Annotated in this window: 22 protein-coding genes; 2 read left to right on the plus strand and 20 right to left on the minus strand. The window is 55.7% G+C overall.

Translation table 11 applies throughout. The features are described 5' to 3' along the window. Positions 1-310 precede the first annotated feature (310 nt). The 3 genes from nadE to M0651_RS17450 form a co-directional block, all read right to left on the minus strand. The gene (nadE, locus tag M0651_RS17440) at positions 311-1,120 is read right to left on the minus strand and encodes an NAD(+) synthase (RefSeq protein WP_248553005.1); all 810 of its coding nucleotides are present in this window, start codon (positions 1,118-1,120) and stop codon (positions 311-313) included. A 136-nt stretch (positions 1,121-1,256) separates the two neighbouring features. Then, positions 1,257-1,691 carry a BrxA/BrxB family bacilliredoxin gene (locus M0651_RS17445; protein WP_248553006.1) on the minus strand — a complete coding sequence of 145 codons (435 nt, stop codon included), beginning with the start codon at positions 1,689-1,691 and terminating at the stop codon, positions 1,257-1,259. A gap of 142 nt (positions 1,692-1,833) precedes the next feature. After that, positions 1,834-3,531 (minus strand): two-component system sensor histidine kinase NtrB, encoded by a 1,698-nt coding sequence (locus M0651_RS17450; protein ID WP_248553007.1) that lies wholly within the window; start codon positions 3,529-3,531, stop codon positions 1,834-1,836. Positions 3,532-3,660: 129 nt separating this feature from the next. Here M0651_RS17450 and M0651_RS17455 point away from each other — a divergent pair, with 129 nt between their 5' ends. Continuing rightward, the gene (locus M0651_RS17455) at positions 3,661-4,929 is read left to right on the plus strand and encodes a BaiN/RdsA family NAD(P)/FAD-dependent oxidoreductase (RefSeq protein WP_248553008.1); all 1,269 of its coding nucleotides are present in this window, start codon (positions 3,661-3,663) and stop codon (positions 4,927-4,929) included. 81 nt (positions 4,930-5,010) lie between these two features. Here the strand turns inward: M0651_RS17455 and M0651_RS17460 are convergent, their stop codons facing one another. The 17 genes from M0651_RS17460 to M0651_RS17540 form a co-directional block, all read right to left on the minus strand. Then, entirely contained in the window at positions 5,011-5,535 is a 525-nt protein-coding gene (locus M0651_RS17460; protein ID WP_372490991.1) for an MgtC/SapB family protein, read from the minus strand. Between the two features lie 82 nt (positions 5,536-5,617). Further along, positions 5,618-6,196, minus strand: a complete 579-nt coding sequence (locus tag M0651_RS17465; RefSeq protein WP_248553009.1) for an HAD family hydrolase — start codon at positions 6,194-6,196, stop codon at positions 5,618-5,620. Next, positions 6,189-7,208 (minus strand): ABC transporter ATP-binding protein, encoded by a 1,020-nt coding sequence (locus M0651_RS17470; protein ID WP_248553010.1) that lies wholly within the window; start codon positions 7,206-7,208, stop codon positions 6,189-6,191. The genes M0651_RS17465 and M0651_RS17470 overlap by 8 nt, the downstream gene beginning before the upstream one ends. Next, a complete protein-coding gene (locus tag M0651_RS17475) occupies positions 7,205-8,248 on the minus strand; it encodes an ABC transporter ATP-binding protein (protein WP_282577974.1) in 1,044 nt (347 codons plus the stop codon). Before M0651_RS17475 ends, M0651_RS17470 begins: the two co-directional genes overlap by 4 nt. A 34-nt stretch (positions 8,249-8,282) precedes the next feature. Continuing rightward, positions 8,283-9,446: an ABC transporter permease gene (locus M0651_RS17480; protein ID WP_248553011.1), complete on the minus strand. Its 1,164-nt coding sequence runs from the start codon at positions 9,444-9,446 to the stop codon at positions 8,283-8,285. A gap of 2 nt (positions 9,447-9,448) precedes the next feature. Next, positions 9,449-10,447, minus strand: coding sequence for an ABC transporter permease (locus M0651_RS17485; protein ID WP_248553012.1), 999 nt, complete (start codon positions 10,445-10,447; stop codon positions 9,449-9,451). Positions 10,448-10,550: 103 nt separating this feature from the next. Beyond that, positions 10,551-12,521, minus strand: a complete 1,971-nt coding sequence (locus tag M0651_RS17490; protein ID WP_248553013.1) for an ABC transporter substrate-binding protein — start codon at positions 12,519-12,521, stop codon at positions 10,551-10,553. A 384-nt stretch (positions 12,522-12,905) separates the two neighbouring features. Next, positions 12,906-13,934, minus strand: a complete 1,029-nt coding sequence (locus M0651_RS17495) for a LacI family DNA-binding transcriptional regulator (RefSeq protein ID WP_248553014.1) — start codon at positions 13,932-13,934, stop codon at positions 12,906-12,908. A gap of 92 nt (positions 13,935-14,026) precedes the next feature. After that, a complete protein-coding gene (iolB, locus tag M0651_RS17500; RefSeq protein WP_248553015.1) occupies positions 14,027-14,863 on the minus strand; it encodes a 5-deoxy-glucuronate isomerase in 837 nt (278 codons plus the stop codon). 4 nt (positions 14,864-14,867) lie between these two features. Beyond that, positions 14,868-15,917 carry an inositol 2-dehydrogenase gene (gene iolG, locus M0651_RS17505; protein ID WP_248553016.1) on the minus strand — a complete coding sequence of 350 codons (1,050 nt, stop codon included), beginning with the start codon at positions 15,915-15,917 and terminating at the stop codon, positions 14,868-14,870. 27 nt (positions 15,918-15,944) lie between these two features. After that, positions 15,945-17,393 carry a CoA-acylating methylmalonate-semialdehyde dehydrogenase gene (locus M0651_RS17510; RefSeq protein WP_248553017.1) on the minus strand — a complete coding sequence of 483 codons (1,449 nt, stop codon included), beginning with the start codon at positions 17,391-17,393 and terminating at the stop codon, positions 15,945-15,947. A gap of 42 nt (positions 17,394-17,435) precedes the next feature. Continuing rightward, positions 17,436-18,452, minus strand: a complete 1,017-nt coding sequence (gene iolC, locus M0651_RS17515; RefSeq protein WP_248553018.1) for a 5-dehydro-2-deoxygluconokinase — start codon at positions 18,450-18,452, stop codon at positions 17,436-17,438. Next, positions 18,449-19,369 (minus strand): myo-inosose-2 dehydratase, encoded by a 921-nt coding sequence (gene iolE / locus M0651_RS17520; protein ID WP_248553019.1) that lies wholly within the window; start codon positions 19,367-19,369, stop codon positions 18,449-18,451. Before iolE ends, iolC begins: the two co-directional genes overlap by 4 nt. A 32-nt stretch (positions 19,370-19,401) precedes the next feature. Then, positions 19,402-21,264 carry a 3D-(3,5/4)-trihydroxycyclohexane-1,2-dione acylhydrolase (decyclizing) gene (iolD, locus tag M0651_RS17525; RefSeq protein ID WP_248553020.1) on the minus strand — a complete coding sequence of 621 codons (1,863 nt, stop codon included), beginning with the start codon at positions 21,262-21,264 and terminating at the stop codon, positions 19,402-19,404. Between the two features lie 521 nt (positions 21,265-21,785). Continuing rightward, positions 21,786-23,084, minus strand: coding sequence for an ABC transporter permease (locus tag M0651_RS17530; protein WP_248553021.1), 1,299 nt, complete (start codon positions 23,082-23,084; stop codon positions 21,786-21,788). Between the two features lie 51 nt (positions 23,085-23,135). Continuing rightward, entirely contained in the window at positions 23,136-23,792 is a 657-nt protein-coding gene (locus M0651_RS17535) for an ABC transporter ATP-binding protein (RefSeq protein ID WP_248553046.1), read from the minus strand. Positions 23,793-23,939: 147 nt separating this feature from the next. Beyond that, the gene (locus tag M0651_RS17540) at positions 23,940-25,259 is read right to left on the minus strand and encodes an MFS transporter (RefSeq protein WP_248553022.1); all 1,320 of its coding nucleotides are present in this window, start codon (positions 25,257-25,259) and stop codon (positions 23,940-23,942) included. 266 nt (positions 25,260-25,525) lie between these two features. Here M0651_RS17540 and M0651_RS17545 point away from each other — a divergent pair, with 266 nt between their 5' ends. Continuing rightward, positions 25,526-25,993: a MarR family winged helix-turn-helix transcriptional regulator gene (locus tag M0651_RS17545; protein ID WP_155607251.1), complete on the plus strand. Its 468-nt coding sequence runs from the start codon at positions 25,526-25,528 to the stop codon at positions 25,991-25,993. The last annotated feature ends 86 nt before the right edge of the window (positions 25,994-26,079 follow it).

The following is a 26,079-nucleotide window of genomic DNA, read 5'->3' on the forward strand; positions in this document are numbered from 1 at the left end:
TGAAACCCCTCCTCAAATCTCCCAACTTAACTCCATCCTATACCTCTTCCAAATAAAGACTATAACATGGATCATGTTATATATACGGACAAAGTCGCAAAGAGATTCACAGGCGGTTCCATCCGCAAGTCCGCGCAAGCCTCGTTCGTGATGTCTCCCTGCATTATAGCGTTTTCTCACGCCGCCGCCACAGGCCTCGGTCCGGGATTTGTCCTGGACTTAAGTCCAAGCCTAAACGGCAAAAAACGCGAGTCTCCAGGCAATAACCCAGGCTCGCGTTGTAGTGAAACCGATGTGTGGTATTCAGAGATCAGATACCCGGAATTGGGCTGCGCTTATGCTCCGTCTTCCGATAGAACGACTCCAGCCGCTCTTGAACTGCTGGATCAACCGGCTTACCTTCAAGATAATCACTGTTATCGTCGTAACTGATCCCCAGCTCCTTCTCGTCCGTTTGCCCCTCCCACAGACCGGCGGTTGGCGCCTTATCAATCACGCTTTGCGGCACGCCGAGGCGAGCGGCAAGCTGGCGAACTTGGCGTTTGTTGAGCGAGCTCAGCGGCGTAACGTCGACGGCTCCGTCACCCCATTTGGTATAGAAGCCGGTGATCGCTTCGGAAGCATGGTCAGTGCCAACGACAAGCAGATTCAGCTCAAAGGCCAGCGCATACTGCATGACCATCCGCGTCCGCGCTTTGACATTCCCTTTGCCTTGATGGCTTAGGTGACGGGACTTTCCGATATTTTTCAGACTGTGCTCGACTTCAAGCGCGATTTCGTCTACGGCTTCCTCAATGTTCGTCTCCGCCGTTTGTTCTAGCCCAAACGCCTTGGCCACCTCGTAGCTGTGATCGATGTCCTCCTGCTTCCCGTAAGGCTGGAACACGCCCAGCGTCATATACGGCTGCCCGGTTTCCTCCGTTAGCTCGTCCGTCGCCCGTTTGCATAAGCCAGCGGCCACCGCGCTATCGATCCCGCCGCTGATGGCGATTAAGAGACCTGTCGTGCGCGCTCCCTTGACCTGTTCCTTCAAGAAGTCGACGCGTCGGCGAATTTCCTCATCCACGTCAATAACCGGTTTAACGCCCAACCGTTTGATGATTTCCTGCTGCAAATTCATCCAAATCCCTCCGCATCCAAAATATTACACCTTATGTAAGTAGTATACCCTAAATCTAAAAACGCCCCGGACCATCCGGATAGGCCCGGATGACGGGGCGAACACGGCCGGCTAATTGGCCGCCGCTGCGATCGGCCTACCGGCAGAACCGGTCGAACGCGTTAGTCAAATCGGCCGCGATTTCCTCAGCCGAACGGTCTTCAATTTGGTGACGCTCGATGAAATGCACGAGCTCTCCGTCCTTCATCAAAGCGATCGAAGGCGAAGAAGGCGGATACGGCGCGAAATACTCGCGGGCCTTCGCCGTCGCTTCTTTATCTTGTCCAGCGAACACGGTGAACAAGTGGTCCGGTGTCAGATCGTGTTGCAGCGCCTTCGCAACGCCTGGACGGCATTGTCCCGCCGCACAGCCGCAAACGGAATTGACGACGACGAGCGCCGTCCCCTTCGCGCTTGGCAACTTCTCTTCAACTTCCTCCGGCAAGCGCAGCTCTTGAACGCCCAACACGGTCAATTCGTCTCTCATCGGTTGCACCATGTCTCGCATATATTGGTCAAATGACATCGACATTACCCATCACTCCTTAAGCATAATAAAATGGCCATTACCCAAGCGCCGCACCTCGCGCCGCCCTTAGCCAGATTAATTTTATTATACATTCATAAGGAAGGAAAGCAACTCCGCTCCCCATCATTCCCCTGCGAAATGAGGCTTAGGAGAGCGGGAAAAGGACGGTAAACGTGGTCCCTTGGCCCTCCGCCGAATCAACGCTGATTTTGCCGCCGTGGCGTTCAACGATGCTAAGGCATAAAGCCAGCCCAAGCCCTGTCCCCTTCGCTTTCGTGGTGAAGAAAGGCTCGAACAACTTCTCCCGCTGCCCGGGAGGAATCCCCGGTCCCGTATCACTGACAAGCAACAGTGCTCCTTGTTCGGCTACCCGGGTCTCGAGCGTCAGCTGTCCCTTCTCTTCCATCGCTTCCATCGCGTTGCGCGACAGGTTCAAGATCAGCTGTTTGATCTCCTTGGCGTTCAGCAGCAATGGCGGCAAGGCATCGTCCAATTTGACCTCGATCGTTTGCCCGCGAAGGTTCCCGTCCGCCCAGAGCAGCGGCGTCAATTCCTTAATGATGTCGTGGAGATGGCATTTCTCGCTTTCAACCGGACGATTCTGTGCCAGGGATAGAAAGTCGTTGATGATGCCGTTAGCTCGGTCCAGCTCCTCCATGACGATTCGATAGTAGTGGTCCAGCGTCGGCGGGCTCTTCTCCCGCATAAGCTGCAGGAAGCCCCGGACCACCGCCATAGGATTGCGGATCTCGTGAGTAATGCCGGCGGCCATTTGGCCAACCAGGCCCAGCCGCTCCACATGGTTCAGCTCCATTCGAAGCGTTTCCAATTCGGTGATATCCTGAACAATAGCTACCGCACCGATGACTTCCTTGGAGTGACTTTTTTGAATCGGCGAAGTACTGGTAAAATAAATGTGATCGTTCGCTTTGATCAGGTCGGTCATCTTGATTTGGCCTTCAAGCGATTGTTCGACCCTGGAGGCGATCGACTCGATTGGGACACCGCTGAGCACATCGTTCAGCTTGCGCAGCAACAAATCCTCGCGCCGCAGCTCCTCCGACTCCTCGCGGTACGTCCGGTATAATTGGAGAAACGTGTCGTTTATCGATATAATAGAGCCTTGTTGATCCAGCAAGACGATGCCAAGCGGAGCGGCGTCCATCATCTGCTGAAGCTTCTCCGCTTCGCGGAAGTACTCACGCGACAGCTGCAACACTTGGCCTCGCAGCTTCTCCTTCTCCAGCGTGCTCTCGATCATGTAGACAAACAAGCTGCCGGCCAGCATCGTCACGAGTATGTTGATAAACCCGTTCGACAACGCGCTGAGGTCGGAATGAAATGACATATTGTTTTCCAAAAATGGAGACAAGCCGATCATCATCTCTCCACCCATGAAGAAAAGGGAAAGGATGGCCACTTTTCCTTGGCGGCTGGTTCTTTTAAAATAACGGGAAGTGAGCAGGACGAGGGGATACAAGAGCAGCCCCGTTTCCATGATAAACCCAACAAGGGTGTAATTTACTGCAAATAAAGGATAGAGTATGATTTGCATCAGAGCCAAGGCGACCCCATCCCGAAACCTGCCATACAGCATCAGGGCAAACAGGGGTAAAATTCCATAATTTAAAGGGATAACGTCCCATAACCGCGAGGCAAAGATGTCGCAAAGCAGCGTGCTGGTGAAGCAGGTATACGTTAAGCCTATGGCGAAGGGACGCTCCTCGGCTTTACGTTTATTGTGCTGCCAGTAGCAATTTCTTTTCTCAAACGTCAACGGAAACAGAAAAGCCGGTAAACTGGCGATCAGCACTTGAAGCATGATCTCTTTCACAACATCCACGTTCTCCCTCCTCAGGCGGAAGAATACAAGAATACAACTCTAGTTTCGATTAAATCATAGCCGACAAAGTTTTACAATAATGCATAGTTTAGAAAATAGTAAGAAAGTACAAATCGAGAGGATACGGACATGAAAAAAGCAGACGTAATCGTCATTGGCGGCGGCCCCTCCGGGCTGATGGCTGCCATTGCGGCGAGCAAGCAAGGTGCCAAAGTTCTTCTTATCGACAAAGGGGACAAGCTGGGGCGCAAATTGGGCATCTCTGGCGGCGGAAGATGTAATGTCACCAACGCGAAGGAGCTTGATGAGCTGATCAAGTATATTCCTGGAAATGGACGTTTCCTGTACAGCGCTTTAACCACTTTCAGCAATCAGGACATTATGGCGTTCTTTGAGAGTTTAGGGATCAAGTTGAAAGAAGAGGACAACGGGCGTATGTTCCCTGTCTCCGATAAAGCCAAAACCGTGGTAGATGCGCTGATCAACAAGGTGCGCTCCCAAGGTGTCCAAATCAGAGTAAACAGCCCCGTAGAGGAAGTGCTCTATGAGAATGGGCGAACCGTCGGCGTCAGGCTGAAAACAGGGGAAGTGTTAGAAAGCACGGCGGTGATTGTCGCTGTTGGGGGGAAATCCGTACCCCAAACCGGTTCGACGGGTGACGGATATGCCTGGGCGGAAAGCGCCGGACATACGATAACGGAGCTTTTTCCAACAGAAGTTCCGTTGACCTCGAACGAGCCCTTCATTCAAAGCAAGGAACTGCAAGGGCTCTCCTTGAGAGACGTTTCTCTTTCCGTATGGAATCCCAAGGGAAAAAGGCTCATCGAGCATCAAGGCGACATGTTGTTCACGCACTTCGGGATATCAGGACCGATTGCTTTACGTTGCAGTCAGTTCGTCGTCAAAGCTTTGAAGCAATTTGGTGTGGGCAATGTTGAAGTGTCCGTCGATTTTGCTCCCGAGAAAAGCATGGACGAGGTCTATAAAGAGACTCTGAAGCTTGCGGAACAAGAACCCAAAAAATCAATTAAAAACGTATTAAAAGCTTATTTGCCTGAGAAAGTCATCCCGATCCTTCTTCAGATGGCAGAGTTAGATCCTCACATGACGTACGACCACATTCCGAAGCAAAGGTGGCTGCAATTCGCCCAGTTCATGAAACGTTTCCCCATTCGGGTGTACGGTACATTATCCATTGAGGAAGCTTTCGTCACGGGCGGCGGGGTGAATTTAAAGGAAATCGACCCCAAAACAATGCAATCGAAGCTGATGCAAAGACTTTTCTTCTGCGGCGAAATTCTGGATATCCACGGTTATACGGGAGGGTACAACATTACAGCCGCCTTCTCAACGGGTTATACCGCAGGCAGCAGCGCAGCGCAAAGCATCGACGGATAAATGAGGAACGGTAAACGGGACGCCGCAGAGCTAAAGGCCTGCTTCGTCCCGTTGTTCATCTCCGTCCTCCGGCGGTGTGGATCAGTTTGAATGATCCGCATGATCCTGATCATCCATCTCGCATCGGTCCGCCTCCAACCGATCATGTTCCCTTCGCTCGATCCAGCTGCCGATGCGCACAAAGACAAAGGCGATCACTACAGTGAATAACACAATGCCGTAGAAGCCGGCGCCAATCCCGATCCCCACACCGCCGGCAAATAGGATCATCGCCGCGGATGTCAGTCCCTTCACCTCGAATCCGGCCTTCATGATGAGGCCCGCTCCGAGAAACCCCAGTCCGCTGACGATTTGCGCCGTAAGCCGCATCGGGTCCATCATCGTTCGGTCGTGCAAATGGCCGTATTGAACGACGCTCTCGATCGAGATAATCGTAATGAGCGCCGACGCGAGTGTGACGAACGTATACGTCTTCACACCCGCCGGCTTGTTCTTGTGCGTGCGGTCGAAGCCGATCACGAGTCCGAGCAATGCGCTGATGAGCACCCGGAAATAGATTTCATACATGTAAAAGAAAGCCATCATCTGCATCCCCGCTTCACGCATCCTCCCCCCTCCAATCGATACGCCTTCCGGTTTGCCCGTCAGCATACACCGCTGTCAACTAGGGTTCTCTGACTCCGTCACCTCACCCTTCACCGTCATTCCCTTTCTCGGACAGCTTCGCATCCAACCTTTCAGCCAGTTCGATCAGCTCCAACGGAGTTCCAATTGTACACTGCGGGATCTCCGAATCGTCTGCCGGCGTCTTCGGATAACGCGGCGTCCAGCTTAGGAACACGCTCGTGATTCCGAGCGCATTTGCTCCCTTGGCGTCGCGGCTTAAGTTGTTGCCGACCATGATGATTCGGGGAAGATCAGACTCATCCAGCTCCATCGCGCCCATCGCTGCCTTGAACATCCGCGGACTCGGCTTCGTTGCACGGATGTTCTCGGAGTAGATGAGCGTCTCGAAATATTCATACAGCCCGTTTCGGGTCAGCAGGTTCTTGAACGATTGCGCAGCGCCGTCGGCCACAATCGCCAGCCGGAATCCTCGCTCCGCCAGCGTCTTCACCATCACGTCCGCGCCGGGAATGACCCGGCCGTCAAGCACGATGCCCTCCTCGTCCCTTGTCTCCGTGCTTTCATCAATAATCGTATCTCCGCAATCCAGGAAGATAATCAACTTTCTTGGATTTGGATTGGCTGGGGCATGTTCAATCATGGCGTACACCTCTTAAGTTTAATTGTTCCGCATAGTGGCAGGCCACGGAATGGCCGTCCGCGATTTCCCGGAGTTCCGGCGATTGCAGCTCGCATTTCTCGGTGCGGTAGGCACAGCGCGGATGGAAATGGCAGCCGCTCGGCGGATGGGCCGGATTCGGCACCTCGCCATCCAGAATGATACGGCTGTGGTCCGCTTCCGGATCGGGCTGCGGCACGGCTGACATAAGTGCCTCCGTATACGGATGTTTGGGACCCGCGAACAACGCCTTCGTTGGCGCCAGTTCGACGATACGTCCCAAATGCATGACGGCAACACGATCTGAAATGTTCTGCACAATAGACAAGTCGTGCGAAATAAAGAGATACGTAATCTTAAACTGTTCCTGTAAATCCTTAAGCAGATTAATGATCTGCGCTTGAATGGACACGTCCAGCGCGGACACCGCCTCGTCACAGACGATCAGCCGCGGCTTCATGATCAGGGCGCGGGCGATGGCGATCCGCTGGCGCTGGCCGCCGGAGAATGCATGCGGATAACGGCGTAGATAACTGGCGTTGAGGCCAGCTTTTTCCGCGATATCCTTCACTCTCTCTTCGACCTCTGACCGGCTCAGCTTGAAGTTGGCGACAAGCGGCTCCGAAATAATATCGAACACGCTCATGCGCGGGCTAAGAGAGGAGTAAGGATCCTGAAAAATCATCTGGATATCTCTGCGCAGCCGCTTCGCTTCCTTTCCCTTCAGCTTCAGAAAGTCGACGCGTTCCTCCTCTTCGGTGCGGTAAATGACTTGCCCTGTGGTGGCGGGGATGCCTTTGACCAGGCAACGGCCCAGCGTCGTCTTGCCGCAGCCGGATTCCCCAACGATACTTAGCGTCTCGCCTTCGTACAACTCGAACGAAATATCGCTTAACACCTGAACCTTTGTCGGCTTAGCGAATAACTTCGCCGACTTCGGCTTCACCTGAAATTCCTTGTTCAACCCGACAACGTCGAGCATGGCTTTCGTCAAGGCGATTCGCCTCCTTCCGGTTCCGAGTACAGGAAGCATCTGACGGTATGATCCTCGGAAATCGAGGTTATCGGAACGGCAGACGCATTACACACCCCTTCGATGCGGTCCTTACAGCGTTCATAGAAGCTGCACATCGGCGGCATATCGATTGCCATCGGCACCGAGCCCTCGATGGACTCCAGCCGCTTCTCCTTGCCCCCTCCAAGCCGTGGCATCGATCTCATTAAGCCTTTGGTGTAAGGATGTTTGGGATTGCGGAACAATTCCTTCACCGGCGCTTGCTCAACGATTTTGCCCAGGTACATCACCGCGACCTCGTCACACATCTGCGCGATGATGCCAAGGTCGTGCGTAACCAGTAGGATCGACATGCCAAATTCCTGCTGAAGCGACCGCATCAGTTCAAGCACCTGCGCCTGAATGGTCACATCCAACGCTGTCGTCGGCTCGTCGGCAATCAAAAGCTCGGGGTTGCACGACAGCGCCATCGAGATCATCGCGCGCTGCCGCATCCCTCCGGAGAACTCGTGCGGATATTGATCAAACCGCTTCTCCTCGTCCGAGATGCCGACCTTGGATAACATCTGGAGCGCAATTTGTTTGGCTTCTTTCTTGTCCTTCGTCCGGTGGATGCGAATCGCCTCCATGATCTGATTGCCGATCGTATACATCGGGGAGAACGCCGTCATCGGCTCTTGAAAAATCATCGAGATTCTGCGGCCGCGGATGGAGCGGATTGCCTTGCCGTTGGGTTCAAGAGAAAGGATGTCAATCCCCTTCTCTCCCTCGCTGTCGGAAGGGCGGTAATGAATGGAACCCGACGTCTCGCATTCCTTAGGATTGAGACTGATGAGCGATCGGCTGGTTAAGCTTTTGCCGCAGCCGGACTCGCCGACGAGCCCCAGGGTCTTCCCTTTTTGAATTTCAAAATCAACCCCGTCCACAGCATTCATAACCCCGTTGTCCATCTGGATACGAATCTTCAAGTTTCGAACCGAGAGCAGAGGCTGCTCGGTTGCTAGCGGTTGCGTCGTCATACGGTCCCCTCGCTCGCTTCATAGTATCGTTGAATCATTTCTTGTATGGATCGGCGGCATCGCGCATCCCGTCGCCCAGGAAGTTGTAAGTCAGCACGGTTAATATGACGATGCCCAGCGGGAACAGCTTCCACGGATACAAGGCAACGTTCTCGATCTGCTGGGCTTCCTGCAGCAACACGCCCCAGCTTGTCGCAGGGGAGCGAATGCCAAGGCCCAGGAAGCTCATCGCCGTCTCGGAGAGAATCATGCCGGGAATCGCCAGCGTCGTCGCCACGACGAGGTAGCTGATAAAGCCGGGCAGCAAATGCTTAATAATGATTTTCGTATCGCTGACCCCGGCGATTTTGGCTGCAACGACGTAGTCTTCATTTTTCAACGAGATGAACTTTCCCCGCACGACACGCGCCAGATCCGTCCAACCGATCAACGCGAAGATGATCACGATGTAGAGATACATCGTGACGACCGGGATGCGCGGCGGAATCGCCGCCGATAATGCCATCCACAGCGGCAACGTTGGGAACGAGCGGATAATCTCGATGATCCGTTGGATCAGCGAATCGATCCAGCCGCCGAAGTAGCCGGAGATTCCGCCAAGAATGAGGCCGATCACGAAGCTGATGCCTACCCCGACTAGCGGGATTGACAGCGAAATTTGACTGCCAAGCACAATGCGGGAGAATAAATCCCGGCCCATGCCGTCCGTGCCAAGCATGAAGATTCGCCCCGGCTGCTCAACCCCCAGTAGGTGAATGTCGGTGCGGAACAAGCCGAGGAACTTGTAGTCCTCCCCCTTGACGAACAATTGCAGCGGATATCTCTTCTCCTCGTTATTGACGAAAATTTTGCGCATCGTCTCCGGATCCCGCTCGGATTTCAACTCATAGACAAAGGGACGAAGGTGGAATTTCCCCTCGGCGTCAACGAAGCGCGGCAGCGTTGGCGGCGCGTTGACGTATTTACTGTCATAACTTTGCAGGCTATACGGCGCGATGAATTGGGCCAGCAGCGCGACAATGTACAGCAGCCCGAGAATGACAATGCTGATCCGGGCCAGCTTGTGCTTCTTGAACCTCAAGTACATCAGCTTCCATTGCGAGCTGTAGTTCAGGTCCGATTTATCGTCCTGCTTGCCTGGCCTTGGGACTTTGGCGGTTGTCGGAACTTTCTTCTTAAATATCGTCGATGTGTTCATCGTTAGTTACCTCTGAACTCTGTACGAATTTTTGGATCAAGCCAAGCCAGCAAAATATCCGAGATCAACGTTCCCAGCACGGTAAGCAACGCCATAAACAGCAGCCATGAACCGGCTAAGTACATGTCTTGGCCCAACAGGGCATTGTACATGACCGGCCCCTGGATCGGAAGGTTAAGGACGATCGCGGTAATGGTCGAACCCGTAAAAATAGAAGATAGCGACCAGCCGAGCGTACTTACGATCGGGTTTAAGGCGGCGCGCGTCGGATATTTGAACAGAATTTTCAGATTCGATACGCCCTTCGCGCGGGCGGTTACGATATTCGGCTTGTTCAACTCGTCAAGCATCTGGCCTCTCATGACGCGGATCAGATCCGCAGTATGCGCAATCCCGATGACAATGACCGGGATGATCAAGTGCTTCGCCAAATCAACCACTTTATCCATAGACCACGGCGCATTGACGTATTCGGGCGAGAACAGTCCTAGCAGCGGGTCCCCAAACCATTTGTAGGAGAAAAACATCAGAATAATAGCCAGCAGGAAGTTCGGTGTCGCCATGCCGATAAAACTGATTCCCGAGAAGAAATAGTCCCCTGCGGAATACTGCTTCACGGCCGTATAGATGCCGATCGGGATCGCAACGATATAATGGAAAAACAACGTGACGAACGAGACGACAAGCGTAAGGCCCATATACTGCTTGACGACGTCTAGAACCGGTTTGTTGTAGCTAAACGAAAAGCCAAAATCGCCGTGAAGCACGATTTTTTTGATCCAGACCGCATATTGCTCGTATACCGGACCGCTTAGCCCCAGGTTCTCTCTCATCTCATCCATTTCCTCCGCCGTCATGTTGTCGCCCGCGGCCGCCATTTGCGCCGCATAGGTGGACACGTAGTCCCCGGGAGGCAGCTGGATAATATAGAAGACGATAAACGAGATCAGGATGACGACGGGAATGGCCAATAAAATGCGCTTGAGAATGTATTGAAGCATCTGTGATCTGTCCCCTCCAATGCGATTTCGCGCGTGCCCGGCATGGAGACGTGGGCAACGGGAAACTTGGATTTCCCGCCGCCGCCTCCCTGTATCGCCGAGTTTATTGCTTCAGGTAAAACTGCGCCGGATGCCCGTGACCTAAGGAACGGAATTCGTCCGCCCACACGGCCTTCTCCGGAACATTGCGCATTTGATTGCTGGCCACGACCAGCGTTGGCGTCGGGCCGGCGTAGCCGATCACCCATTGGTTATCCATATGAACTTTATAGATTTCGTTAGCAATGCGATTGATTTCATCTTTGGAGCTACTGGCTTTCAATTGCGACCAGAGATCCAGGATTTTGGCGACATCACCTTCCGGCTTCACGCCTTCCTTGCCGCCCGACTCCGTATACAAACCGTAATGACCAAACCATGGCGTGATCACGCGCAACGGTACAAGCGTATCCGGACGGAATGCGACGTTTGCGACGGAAATCGCTTCGGTGTTAATGGGGACTTCGTTCGCGTATTTCATATCCGTAAACGCGCCGGACTCGACGACCTTGACGTTAAACTTCAATCCCATATCTTCAAAATACTTCTTCAGCAGCTCCAAGAAGGAATCTGCGTTCGTGCTTGATTCGATATCGGTTAAGGTGAGATCCGAGCCGTCCGGGAACGTGCGGAAGCCATCCTTGCCGCGTTTCAAGCCGATTTCATCCAGCAGCTGGTTCGCGCGGTCCGGGTCGAACTCGGCCCACTTCTGTGCCCATCCTTCCTGGTAGCCGAACACGCCTTCCGGAACAGAAGCCTGAACCGGGTCGGCGATGCCGTTGGTCACGATTTCAGTAATCTCGTTACGGTCGACCCCGATCGAGAGCGCCTCGCGGAAGCGGGTATCCTGGAACAGCTGGCGCAGCTTCGGATCCTTCGTGGTCTGGTTCAGCTGGATGCCCGCACTCGTCCAGCTTGGCTGCGTCCACGGCAGGACGCGAAAATCCCCCTTCTTTTCGTTTTCTTTCAGAATCGTAAAGTCTTTCGCGCCGTAAGTCGCCAGATTATAGTTGCCAGCCAGCGTACCCAGCAGAATTTGGCTCGGATCCTGAACTTTGGTCACGACAATGCGATCCAAGTAAGGCAGTTGATGGCCTTCGGGGTCGGTTTTCCAGTAGTACGGATTGCGCTGCATGACGAACTGGTCGCTATTCGGATCCGTGCTAGCAACCCAAGCACGCAGCGTTGGGATTTGCGGGTGTAGCCAGTAGTAGTAACCGGTATCGACGAGGAACGCCTTCGCATCCTCATAACCCCATTCCTTGGCAATTTCGGCGGTTTTCGCCTCACCGACGAACTCCGGAAGAATCGTCTTGTGGAAATGCGCCGGCGCGAAAAACCACTTATTATCAATCGCGACCCGCTCGAGGAACTGCACGCTCGGATACTTGTGCGTTACGGTGAACGTATAGTCGTCAACCTTCTTCACTTCAGCGAGCGCTCTCTCACCCGTTACCGGATCAACCGAATAATAGGCGTCATAGATCTTCTTGCCGAACGTTTCCTTGGTCAGCATATGCTCCCAATAGAACAACACGTCGTCGGCCGTAAACGGCACGCCGTCCGACCATTTCATGCCTTCGCGCAGATGGATCGTGAACACCGTGGAGTCCTTATTCACCTCATAACTCTTGGCAACGTTTGGTTCCACCCCGGTGCCGTCCGCATTGAAGCGGAACAACGCTTCCTCCGTCGGCTGTCCGACGGCCCATTTGTCGCCAGGTCCCGTCCAGGCCATCGTCCAGTCACCGCCGTATTGGCCGATCTCCTCAGCGACCTGCTCAACCATGATGTCCCCCGCTGCCGGCATCCGCTCCTCCAGCTTTGGCAGCTTCCCCTCCTCTACGAGTTTGGCGAGTGCGGGAGCTTCCTTACTCCCCGTGCTGACACCGCTGGCTACGGGCTTCGAGTCCTCGGCCTTCTGGGGATCATTAGACTTCGCCGTGTCGGGTGCCGCTGCGTTATTCCCATCACAACCTGCGAAGATGACAGCTATCGTTAAAAGAAGTGCCCACAACATTCCGGACTTTTTCATATAACCCCTCCATTAATGATTTACGTCCTGTCCTGCTCCTTCTTGCTGTCATTTAGCACTTAGATGTTCCGGCCTCACCTCCCCAGCTGTTAGAAGTAGCTTCAAGCAAGACCTTATCCGGGCCATGGGATTGAAATCTTACTCACCGAGCCTTAATGTAAGCGCTTTACATTGTGGTTTAAGCAAAAACCATTCGATCTAAATGAAAGGATGCGCGCTATGGCGGTGTTTGGAAAAGGCGATGGTGTATGACAAGATGCATACCATTAGGAGATGACGATGGGTTCGACTAGCTGGTGTGTGGGAATGGCGATGGATAGAATGAGATGTGTTGGGATGTGGAGATTGCGATGAGTATGTTGGGCACGAGGCCCCAGGCCGGCCTTAACGGCCGGCGGCTTCGTGCGGTGAAGGGCCTGTGGATTCTCGAACGACGAGCTTGGGTTGCATCACGATCCGTTGTCTGATGGCGTCCGTCACTCCGTCCGGCGAAGAGAGGAGCAAGCCGAAAGCAAGCTTCGCCATTTCGTCTGTCGGCTGAGCGATCGTCGTTAGCGACGGGTTCGTGACGGTTGACAATATCGTGTTGTCAAAACCGATGATCGACAACTTCTCCGGAACGCGAACACCGCATTCCCTGGCGGCCTGCAACGCCCCGATCGCCAGCATATCGTTGCAGCAGAAGATCGCCGTCGGCGGATTGGGCCCGCCAAGTAATAACTCTGCCGCACGTTTGCCGTCCCTGATCGTGGAACGGCAGGCGACAATCCGTTCGTCGTCCAGCGTTTTGCCCGCCTCGAACAAGGCAAACCGGAACCCTCTTACCCGCTCTTTACTGCTGCTGAATTTGGCGTTCTCGGACAAGATCGCTACGTTCTCGTGCCCGAGCTGCAGCAGATGACCGGCAGCCAGCGAGCCGCCCTTAAAGTCATCCGTCAGCACGCTATGCACGTCGATGTCCGGCGTCTCGCGGGCGATCATAACGATGGGGACGGAATTCTCGGATAGTTTCGCAATAATATTCGCGTTCTCCACGCCGGTACCAATCAGAACGCCGTCGACGCTTTTCTGCTCCAACAGCTTGATATACTTCTCGATGCGTTCGTCATTATTATCCGTGCTGCACACGATGACGCTGTATCCTTCCTCATGGGCCATGTCCTCCACGGCCCGGGCAATTTCGGAGAAGAACGGGTTCGACACATCGGGAATCAGAAGCCCCAGCGTATACGTCTTCTTCCCCATCAAGGCGGATGCGATGACGCTTGGCTTGTATTGCAGACGATTCATCACCTTAAATATTTCTTCTCGTTTCTTCTTGCCTACGTTGCCTTTGCCGTTAATGACATTGGAGACGGTTGCAATGGACACTCCCGCTTCCTTGGCTACATCGTAAATCGTAGTCGCTTTCATATCCAACCTCGTTCATTATCGGATGAATTCGTACAAGCGTTGCCGCTCTCTATTGTGCTATTATCCGATGATTCCTTTTCCTTTGCAAATGTTCATTCTTGTCTGTCCTCACGCGTACGCAGCGGATCAAGCGTCCATGCGTGGTCCGGATCGTTATGAATCTTCCAAACGCGAACGGGGCCGGCCATGACGTTAAGATAGTAGACCTCGTATCCCGGAGGCGCAGATACCGGATGATATCCCTTTGGCACGAGCACCGTCTCGCCGTTCTTCACCGCTAGCGTCGAGTCGAGCGAGCCGTCGTCCGTGTATACGCGTTGAACGGCAAACCCTTGCGGCGGATTCACCCGGTAATAATACGTCTCCTCCAGCAGCGATTCATCCGGCAGGGCGTCTTGGTCGTGCTTGTGCGGAGGATAGCTGGACCAATGTCCCGGAGGTGTAAACACCTCGACGACAAGCAAGCTGTCCGCGGATTGCTGTTCCGGCAAAATATGATGAATATAACGCCTCGTCACGCCTTCTCCCCTGACCTCGACGCGGATATCCTCCGGCCCGATCCTACGCGCCGGATGGCCGCCTTTCCGATCCGGCGCATGGCAGATCGCCAGCTCCGTTTCGGTCAATGCTTCGACTTGGTACCGGTTGCCGCCCGGTACGTAAACTGCGTGCGGAGGAATGCGTTCGAATACACTCATTCGCTCGCCGACCGCCTCCCACGTACACTCCGCGGTAGATACATTTACTTTCCCTTCCAATAGGACGAGGCAGTACTCGCGTTCTCCCGTATCCCGTTCGATTCTCTCCCCAGGCTTCAGACGATGCACGTCAAACCCGACATAACTCCAACCGGCGGACTCCGGTGTAACCGATAGCCGGGGGCGTTCCCCCGACACTCCCGTGTCGGGACGAACGATCAAATTTGACATTCCCTCATCTCCCTTCGTTTCCCGCCTGGATGGATCCAGTGACATCCAGCTCCGACAGCTTGACAATTCGGCGCTCCCGGAGTGACAGCTTCGCCGCCCGAGCGATCCGCTCCGCTTGCCAGCCGTCCTCCCCGTTAACCGGAACTGAATTGCCGCTTAACACACAGTCGACGAATTGCTGCGTCTCCAGCACATATGCTTCGTTGTAACGCTCCAAGAAGAAGTGCAGCGGCTTGTCGCCTTGCACGCCTTTCGATGTACTGAGTGCCACCGTATTGGCATGATCGTTGTCAGCGCTTGCCGCTCCGAGGGTGCCAAACGCTTCCGCGCGCTGGTCGTAGCCGTACGCCGCTTGACGGCTGCAATCGATGACGCCGAGCGCGCCATTGGTGAATCGCAGTGTCACGACGGCCGTATCGACATCCTCGTATTTCGCAAATACGGGGTCGACGAGCACGCCGCCGTATGCGAATACTTCCTCTACCTCGCTGCCGGACAAATAACGCGCCATATCGAAGTCGTGGATCATCATATCCATGAAGATCCCGCCGGATACCGCGATATAGGATTCCGGAGGCGGACTCGGGTCGCGGGACGTAATTTTAATGAGGTGTACGTCGCCGATCGCTCCCGACTCGACATGCTCCCGAACTCGGCGGAAATTGTGGTCAAAGCGACGATTGAAGCCAACCTGCAGCTTCACGCCGGCGCGGCGCACTTCCTCAAGCGCCTCCTCCGTCTGAAGGATATCCATGCTGATCGGTTTCTCGCAAAAAATATGCTTGCCGCTTCTCGCGGCGCTCTTGATGAGCGGAACATGGCTGTCTGTGGACGAGCAGATGAAGACCGCGTCGATATCGGGATGATGAATAATCGCGTTGCTGTCGGCCGTTACGATCGGAATCTCCCTCTCCTGTGCCCATTCCTCCAACTCGGCATCCGCGTACAAATCGCTGATCGCGACGACCTCCGCTTGCTGCAGCCTTCTCAGATTATCGACGTGAATTTTGCCGATTCTCCCGGCGCCGATAACGCCAATCCTTACTTTGTCCATGTAGCCCCTCCCCCTGCTTCTGCCTGGTCACGACCAGCGAGCGGTCACCATTTTTTTGCGCGTATAAAATTCGACCCCGTCTGTGCCGTTCGCATGCAGGTCGCCGTAGAATGACTTCTTGTAACCGGAGAACGGGAAAAATGCCATCGGGGCAGGCACGCCTAAGTTGATTCCAAGCATCCCGGCGTCGATCGTCTCACGGAACTTCCGGACATTGGCGCCGCTGCTCGTGAACAGGCAAGCGCCGTTTGCGAATTCCGAGCGGTTGGCGATCTCGACCGCTTCCTGGAGCGTCTCGGCCCGCATGACCGACAAGACCGGCGCGAAAATCTCTTCCCGGCCAATCGCCATCCCGCCGTTCACCCGATCGAAGATCGTTGGGCCGAGGAAGTAGCCCTCGCCGCTGGCCGCCTCATCACCGCGACCGTCTCTGACGAGCACTGCACCATCGGCGACGCCGCTTTCGATGTAGCGAATCGTCCGTTCCTTGTGCGTCTGCCGGATGACCGGGCCAAGGAACACGCCTTCGTCAAGACCGTTGCCGATTGCGACCTTGTCCGCGGCGGCGGACAATCTGGCGACGAGGTCATCCGCAATCTCGCCAACGGTAACGACGACGGCGCAAGCCATACAGCGCTCACCTGCAGAGCCAAATGCCGCGCTTACGATTTCCTTGACCGCAAGGTCCAGATCCGCGTCCGGCATAACGATCGAATGGTTCTTGGCTCCGGCTAATGCCTGAACGCGTTTGCCATTTGCCGCGCCGGTCGCGTACACGTATTCGGCGACCGGCTGCGACCCGACGAACGAGATCGCCTTAACACCGGGATGCCGCAACAACCCGTTCACGACATCGTGCGCACCGTGTACGATGTTCAGTACGCCGGGCGGCAGGCCGGCCTCATGAAACAGCTCAGCCAGTCGGTTCGCCAGCAGCGGCGTCCGCTCGGACGGCTTAAGCACGAACGTATTGCCGCACGCGATGGCCAGCGGGAACATCCAGCAAGGCACCATCATCGGGAAATTAAACGGCGTAATGCCGCCAATGACACCCAGCGGATAGCGGTACATGCCGGATTCGAGGTTCGAAGCGATGTCCGGCAGCTGTTTCCCCATCATGAGCGTTGGCGCGCCTGCGGCGAATTCCACACACTCAATTCCGCGCAACACCTCGCCATGGGCTTCACCAAAGCTTTTGCCGTTCTCCAGCGTAATGAGGCGGGCCAATTCATCCCAATGCTCCACGAGCAGCTGCTGGTACCTAAACAGCACCCTCGCGCGTCGCGGAACGGGCGTCTGGCTCCAAGCTGCAAAAGCCTCCGCCGCGGCGGAAACCGCCACATCAACATCCGCCGGCGTAGATAACGGCACCTTCGCCAGCGTTTCTCCCGTTGCCGGGTTGTAGACATCCTCCGTCTGGCTGGATGCGGACGCGACCCATTGTCCGCCAATCCAATTGTTAAGCGTTGAGTTCATAGCGCATGTTCTCCCCGTTTCTATGGGCCGGCGCACTTCGCGTCAACCGGCTGTAATTTCCCCGCGCTCGCAGCGCCGGATGTAATCCTCCACCGCCGCGGCGGTCGGCATCGCGTCCGAACAGCTGTGACTCGAGATGACAATACTCGCCGCCGCCCCACCAAAAGACATGCTCCAGGCAACGTCCCATCCGGACATCAAACCGTGGAGAAAGCTGGAAGCATAAGCATCCCCCGCTCCAAACGTCTTGATGACGTTCGCCGGATACGACGGGGCGCGATGCTCCAATCCATCCTTCGTATAGGCGATGGAGCCCTCCTTGCCGTGCTTGATAACCACGAGCTTCGCACCGCGCTCGAACCACTTGGCTGCCGTGTACCGGTCGCTTCGGTCCGCATTCCGCTCGAATCGTTCCAGGCTGTCGAATTCCTCGCGAGTGCCGATGAGGATGTCGCTTTTCTCGGCGACGAGATGACCGTACACCGCCGTCTCCTCCGGCGATCGCCAAGTATAAGGCCGATAATCGATATCGAAGGCTACCGGAGTCCCGTGCGCGCGGGCATACTCCAGCGCGACGAATACCGCCTCGCGCGACGGGCTTGCGGCAAGCGCTGTGCCTGAGATGAGCAGCACCCGGCTATCCGCGATCAGCAACTCGTCAACATCAGCCGGGCCAAGCATCAAATCAGCAACGTGATCCCGGTACATCAGGATGCTGCAATCGGTAGGGCTCTTGATTTCGGTGAACGCAAGCCCGGTTACCGCGCCGGTTCGGTCTGTTGAGACCGCGCTGTCATCGATCCCGTTATTGCGCAGATACGAACGAATGAACCGGCCCATCTGATCATCGGCCAACTTGCCGATGAATGCGACCCGCCGGCCAAGCCGGCTCATGCCAATCGCAATATTCGCGGGTGAGCCCCCGACATACTTGGTGAACGTCATCGTCTGCTCCATCGGGCGGTTGATCTCGTTTGCGTTCAAGTCAATACACAGCCGCCCGAGCGCCGTGAGGTCGAACCTCCGGTTCTCCGGAAACAGCGAGAGCAACGTGGTCATAATTGGTCCCCTCCCTTTGGGGTAGGATTCAACGAATGCAGGTAAGCCAGCGCCTTGGCTGCGTATTCGCGCGGCGGATGTTCCGCCGGATCCTGCTCACCCTCGAGCATAGCCCAGCCGTCGTAGCCGCGTCCGACCAGTTCTGCGAGGATTGGTCGAAAATCGATGCAGCCGTCGCCCGGAACGGTGAATACCCCTTCACGAATACAGGTGACGAAGTCGGAACCCGCCTCCTTCGCTTGACGCAGCCTGTCGGCGCGCACGTCCTTCAGATGAACGTAAGCAATGCGTTCGTAATGCTTGCGAAGCAACGTCAGCGGGTCAGCCCCGCCGTACAGCGCATGACCCGTATCGAAGAGCAGCCACACGGATTCCGGATCGGTCAACTCCATCAGCTTGTCGACCTCTTCGGACCGCTCGACGACAGTGCCGCCATGGTGGTGGTACGTCAGCTTCAACCCGTACTCACGCGCAATTCGACCGGCTGTATTAAGCCCTTCGGCCAAGCTCTCCCATCCCGCTTCGTCCAGCGGAAGGATGACCCGCTCATTCGGAGTGCGACGCGGGTCGAAATGCAGCGAGCCGCCCACTTCGCAAGTGCTGATGACTTCGGCACCCATTTCCTTCAGAAACTTTGCGTGCTCTCGGTACGCCTCCAATTCCTGTTCGCGGTAGGCTGGATCCGAGAACAACACCGACTTCCATTGCGAGACGAGCTGGATGCCGCGTCCGGACAGTTCTTGCTTCAGCACGCCGATCTCGGTCGGATACTTTCTCCCCATCTCCGTTCCCGTCAAGCCCAGCGCCTGTATATCATCCAAGATTTGCTCGTACGTGGTGTCGTTGCCATGCTCCTTGACGTCTTCTCCAACCCAAATAATCGGATGCACGCCTAAGCGAAAAGAAAACCCTGCCATCGCAATCCCTCCCGTTGCCGTTCCCGTTTCTGTTAATAAGCTCTCGCCTGCTGAATGCGCTCGTTCATTACTTCATGAGCCTTGACGACCCTCTCGCCCTGCGAGACGGCGGGAACACCGACGTTCCACCAGGATTCGTAGCCCCCGGTGTTCGTGCCGGGCAGTACCGTGATCTCGATCAGTGTCGTACGTGTCTCCGCTTGTGCCAGGCGGAGCGCCTCGCGAAGCTCCTCCGCGTTCGACGCTTTATAAGAAATGGCCCCAAGGCTGCGGGCATGCGCCGCATAATCTATCGGAAGCGGCGCGCCCGTATAACGGCCCGTGCCGTCCTCCCGATAACGGAATTCGTTGCCGAATCCGTCGCTTCCATGCTCGCGCTGCAGATTATGAATACACTGGAAGCCGTGGTTATCGAACAGCAGCACCGTGATTTTCCGGTCCTCTTGCAGGCTGGTAATCAGCTCGGAGTGAAGCATCAAATAACTCCCGTCCCCAACCAAGGTATAGACGTCGCGCTGCGGCTCCGCTAGCGAGACCCCGAAGGCGCCGCTCACTTCATAACCCATACAGGAGAAGCCATATTCCAGATGGTAGGCGTCTGACTGGGATGCCCGCCACAGCCGTTGCAAGTCGCCGGGCAGACTGCCTGACGCGCATACGATGACCGCGCTGTCGCCAATGGTCTCGTTAATCACCCCAAGCGCGCGCGTCTGCGCGAACCCGGCCTCATGTTCCAGTTCATACAGCCGGTCGACCTCACGATCCCACTCCGATTTGAGCGCTTCGAGCTCCGTTGCACCGTAAGCCGTCGTGTACCCGATTTCCGCCAAGAACTCCGCAAGCGCCGGCAACGTCACCTTCGCGTCTCCTGCAAGCGGGAGACCGTCCAGCTTGACGCCGTCCAATCGACTGACGTTCACATTAACAAACAATGCGTCCTCTTGGTACGCCGACTTGGACGCGGTCGTGAAGTCGGAATACCTCGTACCGACCCCAATGACAAGATCGGCCTGATGTGCAAGCCGGTTTGCGGCCAGTCCGCCGGTTACCCCGACACCGCCGACATTAAGCGGGTGGCTCCAGGGCAAGACGCCTTTACCCGCCTGGGTCTCCGCCACCGGAATGCCAAAGCGTTCGGCGAAGGCCGACAGCTCCGCCTCCGCCTCGGAATAACGCACGCCGCCTCCCGCGACGATGATCGGCCGGCGTTTGGAGACGATGGCGTCCGTCGCCCGGCGGAGAGCATCCGTAGACGGACATTGGCGTTCGATGACATGCACCCTCTTGTCAAAAAAAGCCGCCGGATAATCATAGGCCTCCGCCTGTACGTCCTGCGGTAGCGCGAGGGTCACCGTCCCCATCTCCGCCGGGTCCGTGAGCACGCGCATCGCGTTCAGCGCTGCCGTCATTAGCTGCTCGGGACGAACGATGCGGTCCCAATACTTGCTGACCGGCTTGAAGCAATCCGTCGCCGCGATCGTGTAATCATGGCCCGCCTCCAATTGCTGCAGCACAGGATCGGGCTGCCGGGAAGCGAAGTTGTCGCCGGGCAGCAGCAGCAGCGGAATGCGGTTGACCGTCGCCGTCCCGGCTGCGGTCACCATGTTCAGCGCGCCAGGACCAATTGACGTCGTGCACGCGTAGATGCGCCGGCGGCGCGATTGTTTCGCAAACGCGATCGCCGCGTGAGCCATCCCTTGCTCGTTCTTGCCTTGTACGTACGCGAGGCTTCCGGGGCTGCGCTCCAGCGCCTCGCCGATGCCGGTTACGTTGCCATGGCCGAAAATGCCCATGACACCGGCAACGAACTTCATCTCAACACCGTCGAAGGAAACGTATTGACTGTCCAGAAACCTCAGCAACGCTTGTGCCATTGTAAGCCGGATCGTCCGCATTTCGCCCTCCTACTCATTCATTAATCGCTTAAAAATATAACGCTTTCAATTATTTCAAGTTTGCTCCATAGATATTATGTAAAGCGCTTAATTTACTTTTTACTACAATTTTTAAGTAAACGCAATCATTTTTTATTTGGGAGGATGATAAATTTGAGTCATTCCCTGGAAGCCGCGCATTGGGAAGCGGCCTTGCGTTATAACCCGACCTTTATTTCGATGTTTTGGGATTGTGACATTCAACACCTGTATGAGCTGCACGAGTAAGACTCGTCGTTGTTCGTGTCCTGGGGGCAACTGCGCAGGGAGATTCCGATCCGGCCGAACGCGTTACTAACGTCGCTCGCAGGAGAGTAAGCCAACAAACAGAATCAACCCCGGCGTCGATTCACGATACCGGGGTTGATTCCCTTGGGTTAGTTCGGTCTACTCATTTTGTAAAGCGCTTAACAAACTATTCTATGTTTCAATTCACTCGAATAGAACAAATTTTTTTCGCCGCCCGTCACTTCCCCGGCCGATTAGCCGGACCGAGGACGTCGTCCGAAGGCCAGCCCAAATCCTCGGGACATGCCGCCTAACCACCGGGCTATCAGCACGCCACAGACCGCACCTGCCGGTATGCTCCAAAGCGGCGGAAACAGCTTGGCGCCAAGCGCCGCCGTCAGAACGACGACTGCCGGCAACAGCAGCAGCGTCATTGCCGGGGCCGCGCTGCGATAGGCCAGCGATTCCTCCAGCGGAAGGATCGCCATGAGCTCGCGATCGAAGAAGGCTTTCCGATGGCCGCCCAGCCAATAGAGAAGCAGCAACAGCAGTGCGGCATAAACGATCAGATTCACGGCGGGGTATGGAGGCAGCACAATGGCGGCCAGCCCGGCCAACGTCATCTGCGCATATAGCTTCCATTCGCTCCCGCGAAAGAAAGCTTTGACGAGCGCCTCGGCAAGACGGGCCTCCGGCTGCCGCGAGCGTGTCAGACGTCGCAAGCGTAGGAACAGCCAAGGCTTGGAGCCGCCGGGCCGGGGCGCTTTCGGCCGCTCCACGGCCGAAGCGAGGAGCAGCGCGGTCAGCCGTGTGCGCTGCCGCTCCTCCTCGCGCACCTCGGCGTCAAAGCGGCCCCGCAGGCGGAAGCGAAGCCAGCCGAGCGCGGCTGCAAGCAGCGCAAGCACCGACAAGGCGACCCCGGCCGCCAATCCGGCCGGCCGCCCGGCGCCCGCCGCAGCGGCCCAAGCGGACCAGGCCCCGAACCCCGCTGCCAGCGCTGAATAAGCCAGCGAACGCAGCAGAAGATGGCGCCACCCTGTGGTTAATACGCCAAGCAGCTGTTGGATCAACATCTGCACGATTTTCGCGGCATATGCTACCGCATATAACCCGGCGATGTCCGCCCAATCCATCCCGTAAACGCGGACCATAAGCGGACATAACACAGCGATAGCAGCGGCCAGCATCACGCCCTGAACGGCGGCGGAAGCGACCAAACCGCGCAGCATCAATCCCGTGATCCACCGCGGGCGCTGCCGCAGGAATAGCACGTCAGCCGCCTCGATATAGAAAGAAATCCCGCCGCTGCTATACAGGAGCAATAACAGGACGATTGGGATGAACGGATAAGGCAGTTGGGTCAGCCATACCGGCAATCCTTCCTTCCACAACCCATAATACGCCCGGCCTCCCAGCAGCAAGCCGGGGATGCCGAGATATAAAAGAATGATCCAATCAAACGTAAACTTCAGAACACCCAGCTTCTCCCGAAACCGGTCCCTCCAGCGCCGGGTGAATAACCGCCGAGCCGTCATCCTTGTCATGCTCTTCATCGCCTTCCACCTCTCTCTGCTCTCTGCCGCGTATCGTATCGACATTAGCTCTCAGGTTAAGGCGTCGAAGCAATCAAACAAGGAAGCGCCTGGCATCTCAGCCGCCGCCCGAATATCGTCCAGCGAACCACTCGCCTTGACCCGGCCATCCGAAATCAAGATCAACTCGTCACAGATCCGTTCCGCCGTGTCCAACACATGCGTGGACATCAGCACACCGGCGCCGCGGCGCCGCTCCTCCTCGAGTAAGCCGAGAAAATCCTTGGTCGCCCGCGGATCCAATCCAATGAATGGCTCATCCACGATGTATACGTCCGGACGGCCAAGGAACCCGATCATCAGCATCATCTTCTGCCGCATCCCCTTCGAGAAACCGCCGGGCAGCAAGTCGCGGGAGTCTGTCATGCGGAATTTCTCCAACAGGACCTCGGCCTCCCGCTCGAATTCGGTCTCGTCCATTCCGTATACGGCGGCGGCCAGCCCCAAATGTTCCCATAATGTCAGCGTGTCATAGAACACCGGTTGCTCCGGAATATAGGCGTAGTGATTCGCTTTGCCATGAAATTCCACCTCAGCGTCTGTATACGGCAGCAAACCAAGGATCGCCTTCAGCGTCGTGCTCTTCCCCGCCCCGTTTGGCCCAATGAGCCCGGTGAGCACACCGGGCCTGACAGCGAGCGCGATCTGTTTGATAGCGGCTTTCCCCATCTCGTATCCCGCTTGATGAATATTCACTTCCAACCATGCTTGTGCTTGTTCCAACAAGAATCTCCTCGAATCTATCTGTCATTTCTTCTATTATAGATCATCCGGCGCTCTTGTACATGTCCGCGAGACGGCCCGGCAGCCGCGACATTATGCACCTATCGCCGGTTCAACAGCGACGCGATCGCGCTTCATAATCGCCGGGGCAAAAGCCAGCAGCAGGAAGCCAATGGCAGCCATCAGGCAACCCGACAAGATGAAGGCCGGCTCCGGCCCAAAGGCGGTGACCAGCGAACCGCCGAACAACGGTCCGATCAATGTCGCCGTCGAGGTCAAGCTGGATACCGTTCCGAATACACGGCCCGTCACAGCCACAGGAGTCCGCTGCTGAAGCATAACCTGGAACGGAATAAAGGTCATGCCGGCGCCAAGCCCGGCCAGTGCAAACAAGGTCATCATCAGAGCGATCACCCCGTCGTTTAGAGACAGCTGGCTTACGATGAAACCCGCCGCGGCAAATACCAAACCCAGCAGGGCCCCGCCGATGCCCATTTTGAATAAAGGGGTGATGCGCAGGCGCTGCGTGAACCAGGCTGCCGTTAGGGTGCCTACCCCGCTAAACGTGATGCACCAGCCAAGCAGATCATCGGATACCCCCGGAATCTCCCGGAACAGGACAACCGCTTGCGAGTCCGCAATTTGCAGGACGAGCAGGGTCGCGCACAGAATCAGGGTACCGAAGGCGAGCAACGGAATTCCACCGATGATTTTCGCGCCGGCCGCCATTTCTGTCCAGAAGCTTTGCTTGCTTTTTGCGGATGATGGATCTCCCGCCTCTCCCTCCACTGACTTTGACAGTTCGGCAGCCTCACGCAGTTTACCCGGAACCTTGCTTAATAGAAGCGCCGACACGAGGAAGGTTCCTGCATCGACAACAAAGCACACCGTCACGCTAAAGGCCGCAGTCAGCATGCCGCCTAGAGCCGGTCCGATAATTTTGGTACCCTGTTCGATAATCGCGCTGTAGGAAACGGCCTGATCCAGTTGCTCATGCGGTACGATCTCCTTAATTTTGCCGTTCTTCGCCGGTGAGAACATGACGTCCAGAATCCCTTTGGCAATCAACAGGAGGTACACCTGCCAGATCTCCGTCACGAATACGAAGCCCAGCAGGACCACAAAGCGCACGAGATCGGAGATCACCATCAGCTTCTTGCGTTCGATCCGGTCAGCCAGCATCCCCGCCAACGGCCCCCCTACGAGCACGGGCAACACCATAAACAGGGATACCATCGTAATTTCCCAAGGCGTGGCTTGCCACTTCAGGCCAACCATCGTCAGTAACGCGAGTAAATACAACCAATCGCCTATGTTGGATACCAGTTGCGCCGACATCAGCGCTAAATAGGCGCGATTTTGCAGCAGTCCGGACTTTTCCCGACTTGCAGACTTGCTCCCAAATCCCATCATTCTTCCCTCATCCCCTACTCCAACCGATTATGAAGTTATCTTAATGAATCCAAAGGTGAAATCCATCCGTCTGGGGACGGAATCGGCCCCGGTGCCGCAGGCTGAAATTTGCCGAGGTCCCGAGGCGCAATCATAAACATTTATTTCCAATAAAAAAAGCGCAAATTGTGATAAATTATATTTTTTTTAATTCTCAAGTGTTTTAAGATTACAATAATTCGACCATGTAAAAAGATTCACAAATATAAAGTAAGGGCGGGATGCACATGATGACAACCGAAGAACGCGGAACGGACTTGTCGCTGCATTTGTACCGGGTTTTTGCCAAATCATTTAAGAGCGTCAACGAACACGCGGTTACGGGAAGCAAAATCCAGGGGTTTAACCCGACGGCTTTCGCTGTCCTGGAAGTCCTTTATTACAAAGGCTCACAGCCGATTCAGCAAATCGGGGCCAAGCTGCTACTCCAAAGCGGCAACGTGACTTACGTGATCGACAAGCTTGAGGCGGCAGGATTGCTTCATCGGACGCCTTGTCCGCGCGACCGGCGTGTGATTTATGCCGAATTGACGCCGAAAGGCAAAGAGCTGATGGACCAGCTGTATCCGGAATTTTCCGACCGCATCGACCATGCGCTTAGCGGGTTAAACGACGAAGAGAAACAAATTATGATCGAACTGCTGAAGAAAATGGGCCGCGAAGCCGAGAAGCTCGCCCCCCTGCTGCGTAAATAAAACAAAAAGGCTGTTGCCGAGGTCATCGTAACGATGAACTTGGTAACAGCCTTTTTTTGAATAAAGTGGTGTAATCACCTTATTTC

Origin of the sequence: Paenibacillus mellifer, assembly GCF_023195895.1 — a bacterium.
GTDB lineage: Bacteria > Bacillota > Bacilli > Paenibacillales > Paenibacillaceae > Fontibacillus > Fontibacillus mellifer.

What these genes read in the sequence shown, in the direction of transcription:
- nadE (WP_248553005.1), bottom strand. Translation starts at nt 1,120, where the DNA reads ATGAATTTGCAGCAGGAAATCATCAAACGGTTGGGCGTTAAACCGGTT.
- M0651_RS17445 (WP_248553006.1), bottom strand. Translation starts at nt 1,691, where the DNA reads ATGTCGATGTCATTTGACCAATATATGCGAGACATGGTGCAACCGATG.
- M0651_RS17455 (WP_248553008.1), top strand. Translation starts at nt 3,661, where the DNA reads ATGAAAAAAGCAGACGTAATCGTCATTGGCGGCGGCCCCTCCGGGCTG.
- M0651_RS17460 (WP_372490991.1), bottom strand. Translation starts at nt 5,535, where the DNA reads ATGCGTGAAGCGGGGATGCAGATGATGGCTTTCTTTTACATGTATGAA.
- M0651_RS17465 (WP_248553009.1), bottom strand. Translation starts at nt 6,196, where the DNA reads ATGATTGAACATGCCCCAGCCAATCCAAATCCAAGAAAGTTGATTATC.
- M0651_RS17475 (WP_282577974.1), bottom strand. Translation starts at nt 8,248, where the DNA reads ATGACGACGCAACCGCTAGCAACCGAGCAGCCTCTGCTCTCGGTTCGA.
- M0651_RS17480 (WP_248553011.1), bottom strand. Translation starts at nt 9,446, where the DNA reads ATGAACACATCGACGATATTTAAGAAGAAAGTTCCGACAACCGCCAAA.
- M0651_RS17485 (WP_248553012.1), bottom strand. Translation starts at nt 10,447, where the DNA reads ATGCTTCAATACATTCTCAAGCGCATTTTATTGGCCATTCCCGTCGTC.
- M0651_RS17490 (WP_248553013.1), bottom strand. Translation starts at nt 12,521, where the DNA reads ATGAAAAAGTCCGGAATGTTGTGGGCACTTCTTTTAACGATAGCTGTC.
- M0651_RS17495 (WP_248553014.1), bottom strand. Translation starts at nt 13,934, where the DNA reads ATGAAAGCGACTACGATTTACGATGTAGCCAAGGAAGCGGGAGTGTCC.
- iolB (WP_248553015.1), bottom strand. Translation starts at nt 14,863, where the DNA reads ATGTCAAATTTGATCGTTCGTCCCGACACGGGAGTGTCGGGGGAACGC.
- iolG (WP_248553016.1), bottom strand. Translation starts at nt 15,917, where the DNA reads ATGGACAAAGTAAGGATTGGCGTTATCGGCGCCGGGAGAATCGGCAAA.
- M0651_RS17510 (WP_248553017.1), bottom strand. Translation starts at nt 17,393, where the DNA reads ATGAACTCAACGCTTAACAATTGGATTGGCGGACAATGGGTCGCGTCC.
- iolC (WP_248553018.1), bottom strand. Translation starts at nt 18,452, where the DNA reads ATGACCACGTTGCTCTCGCTGTTTCCGGAGAACCGGAGGTTCGACCTC.
- iolE (WP_248553019.1), bottom strand. Translation starts at nt 19,369, where the DNA reads ATGGCAGGGTTTTCTTTTCGCTTAGGCGTGCATCCGATTATTTGGGTT.
- iolD (WP_248553020.1), bottom strand. Translation starts at nt 21,264, where the DNA reads ATGCGGACGATCCGGCTTACAATGGCACAAGCGTTGCTGAGGTTTCTG.
- M0651_RS17530 (WP_248553021.1), bottom strand. Translation starts at nt 23,084, where the DNA reads ATGAAGAGCATGACAAGGATGACGGCTCGGCGGTTATTCACCCGGCGC.
- M0651_RS17535 (WP_248553046.1), bottom strand. Translation starts at nt 23,792, where the DNA reads ATGGGGAAAGCCGCTATCAAACAGATCGCGCTCGCTGTCAGGCCCGGT.
- M0651_RS17540 (WP_248553022.1), bottom strand. Translation starts at nt 25,259, where the DNA reads ATGATGGGATTTGGGAGCAAGTCTGCAAGTCGGGAAAAGTCCGGACTG.
- M0651_RS17545 (WP_155607251.1), top strand. Translation starts at nt 25,526, where the DNA reads ATGATGACAACCGAAGAACGCGGAACGGACTTGTCGCTGCATTTGTAC.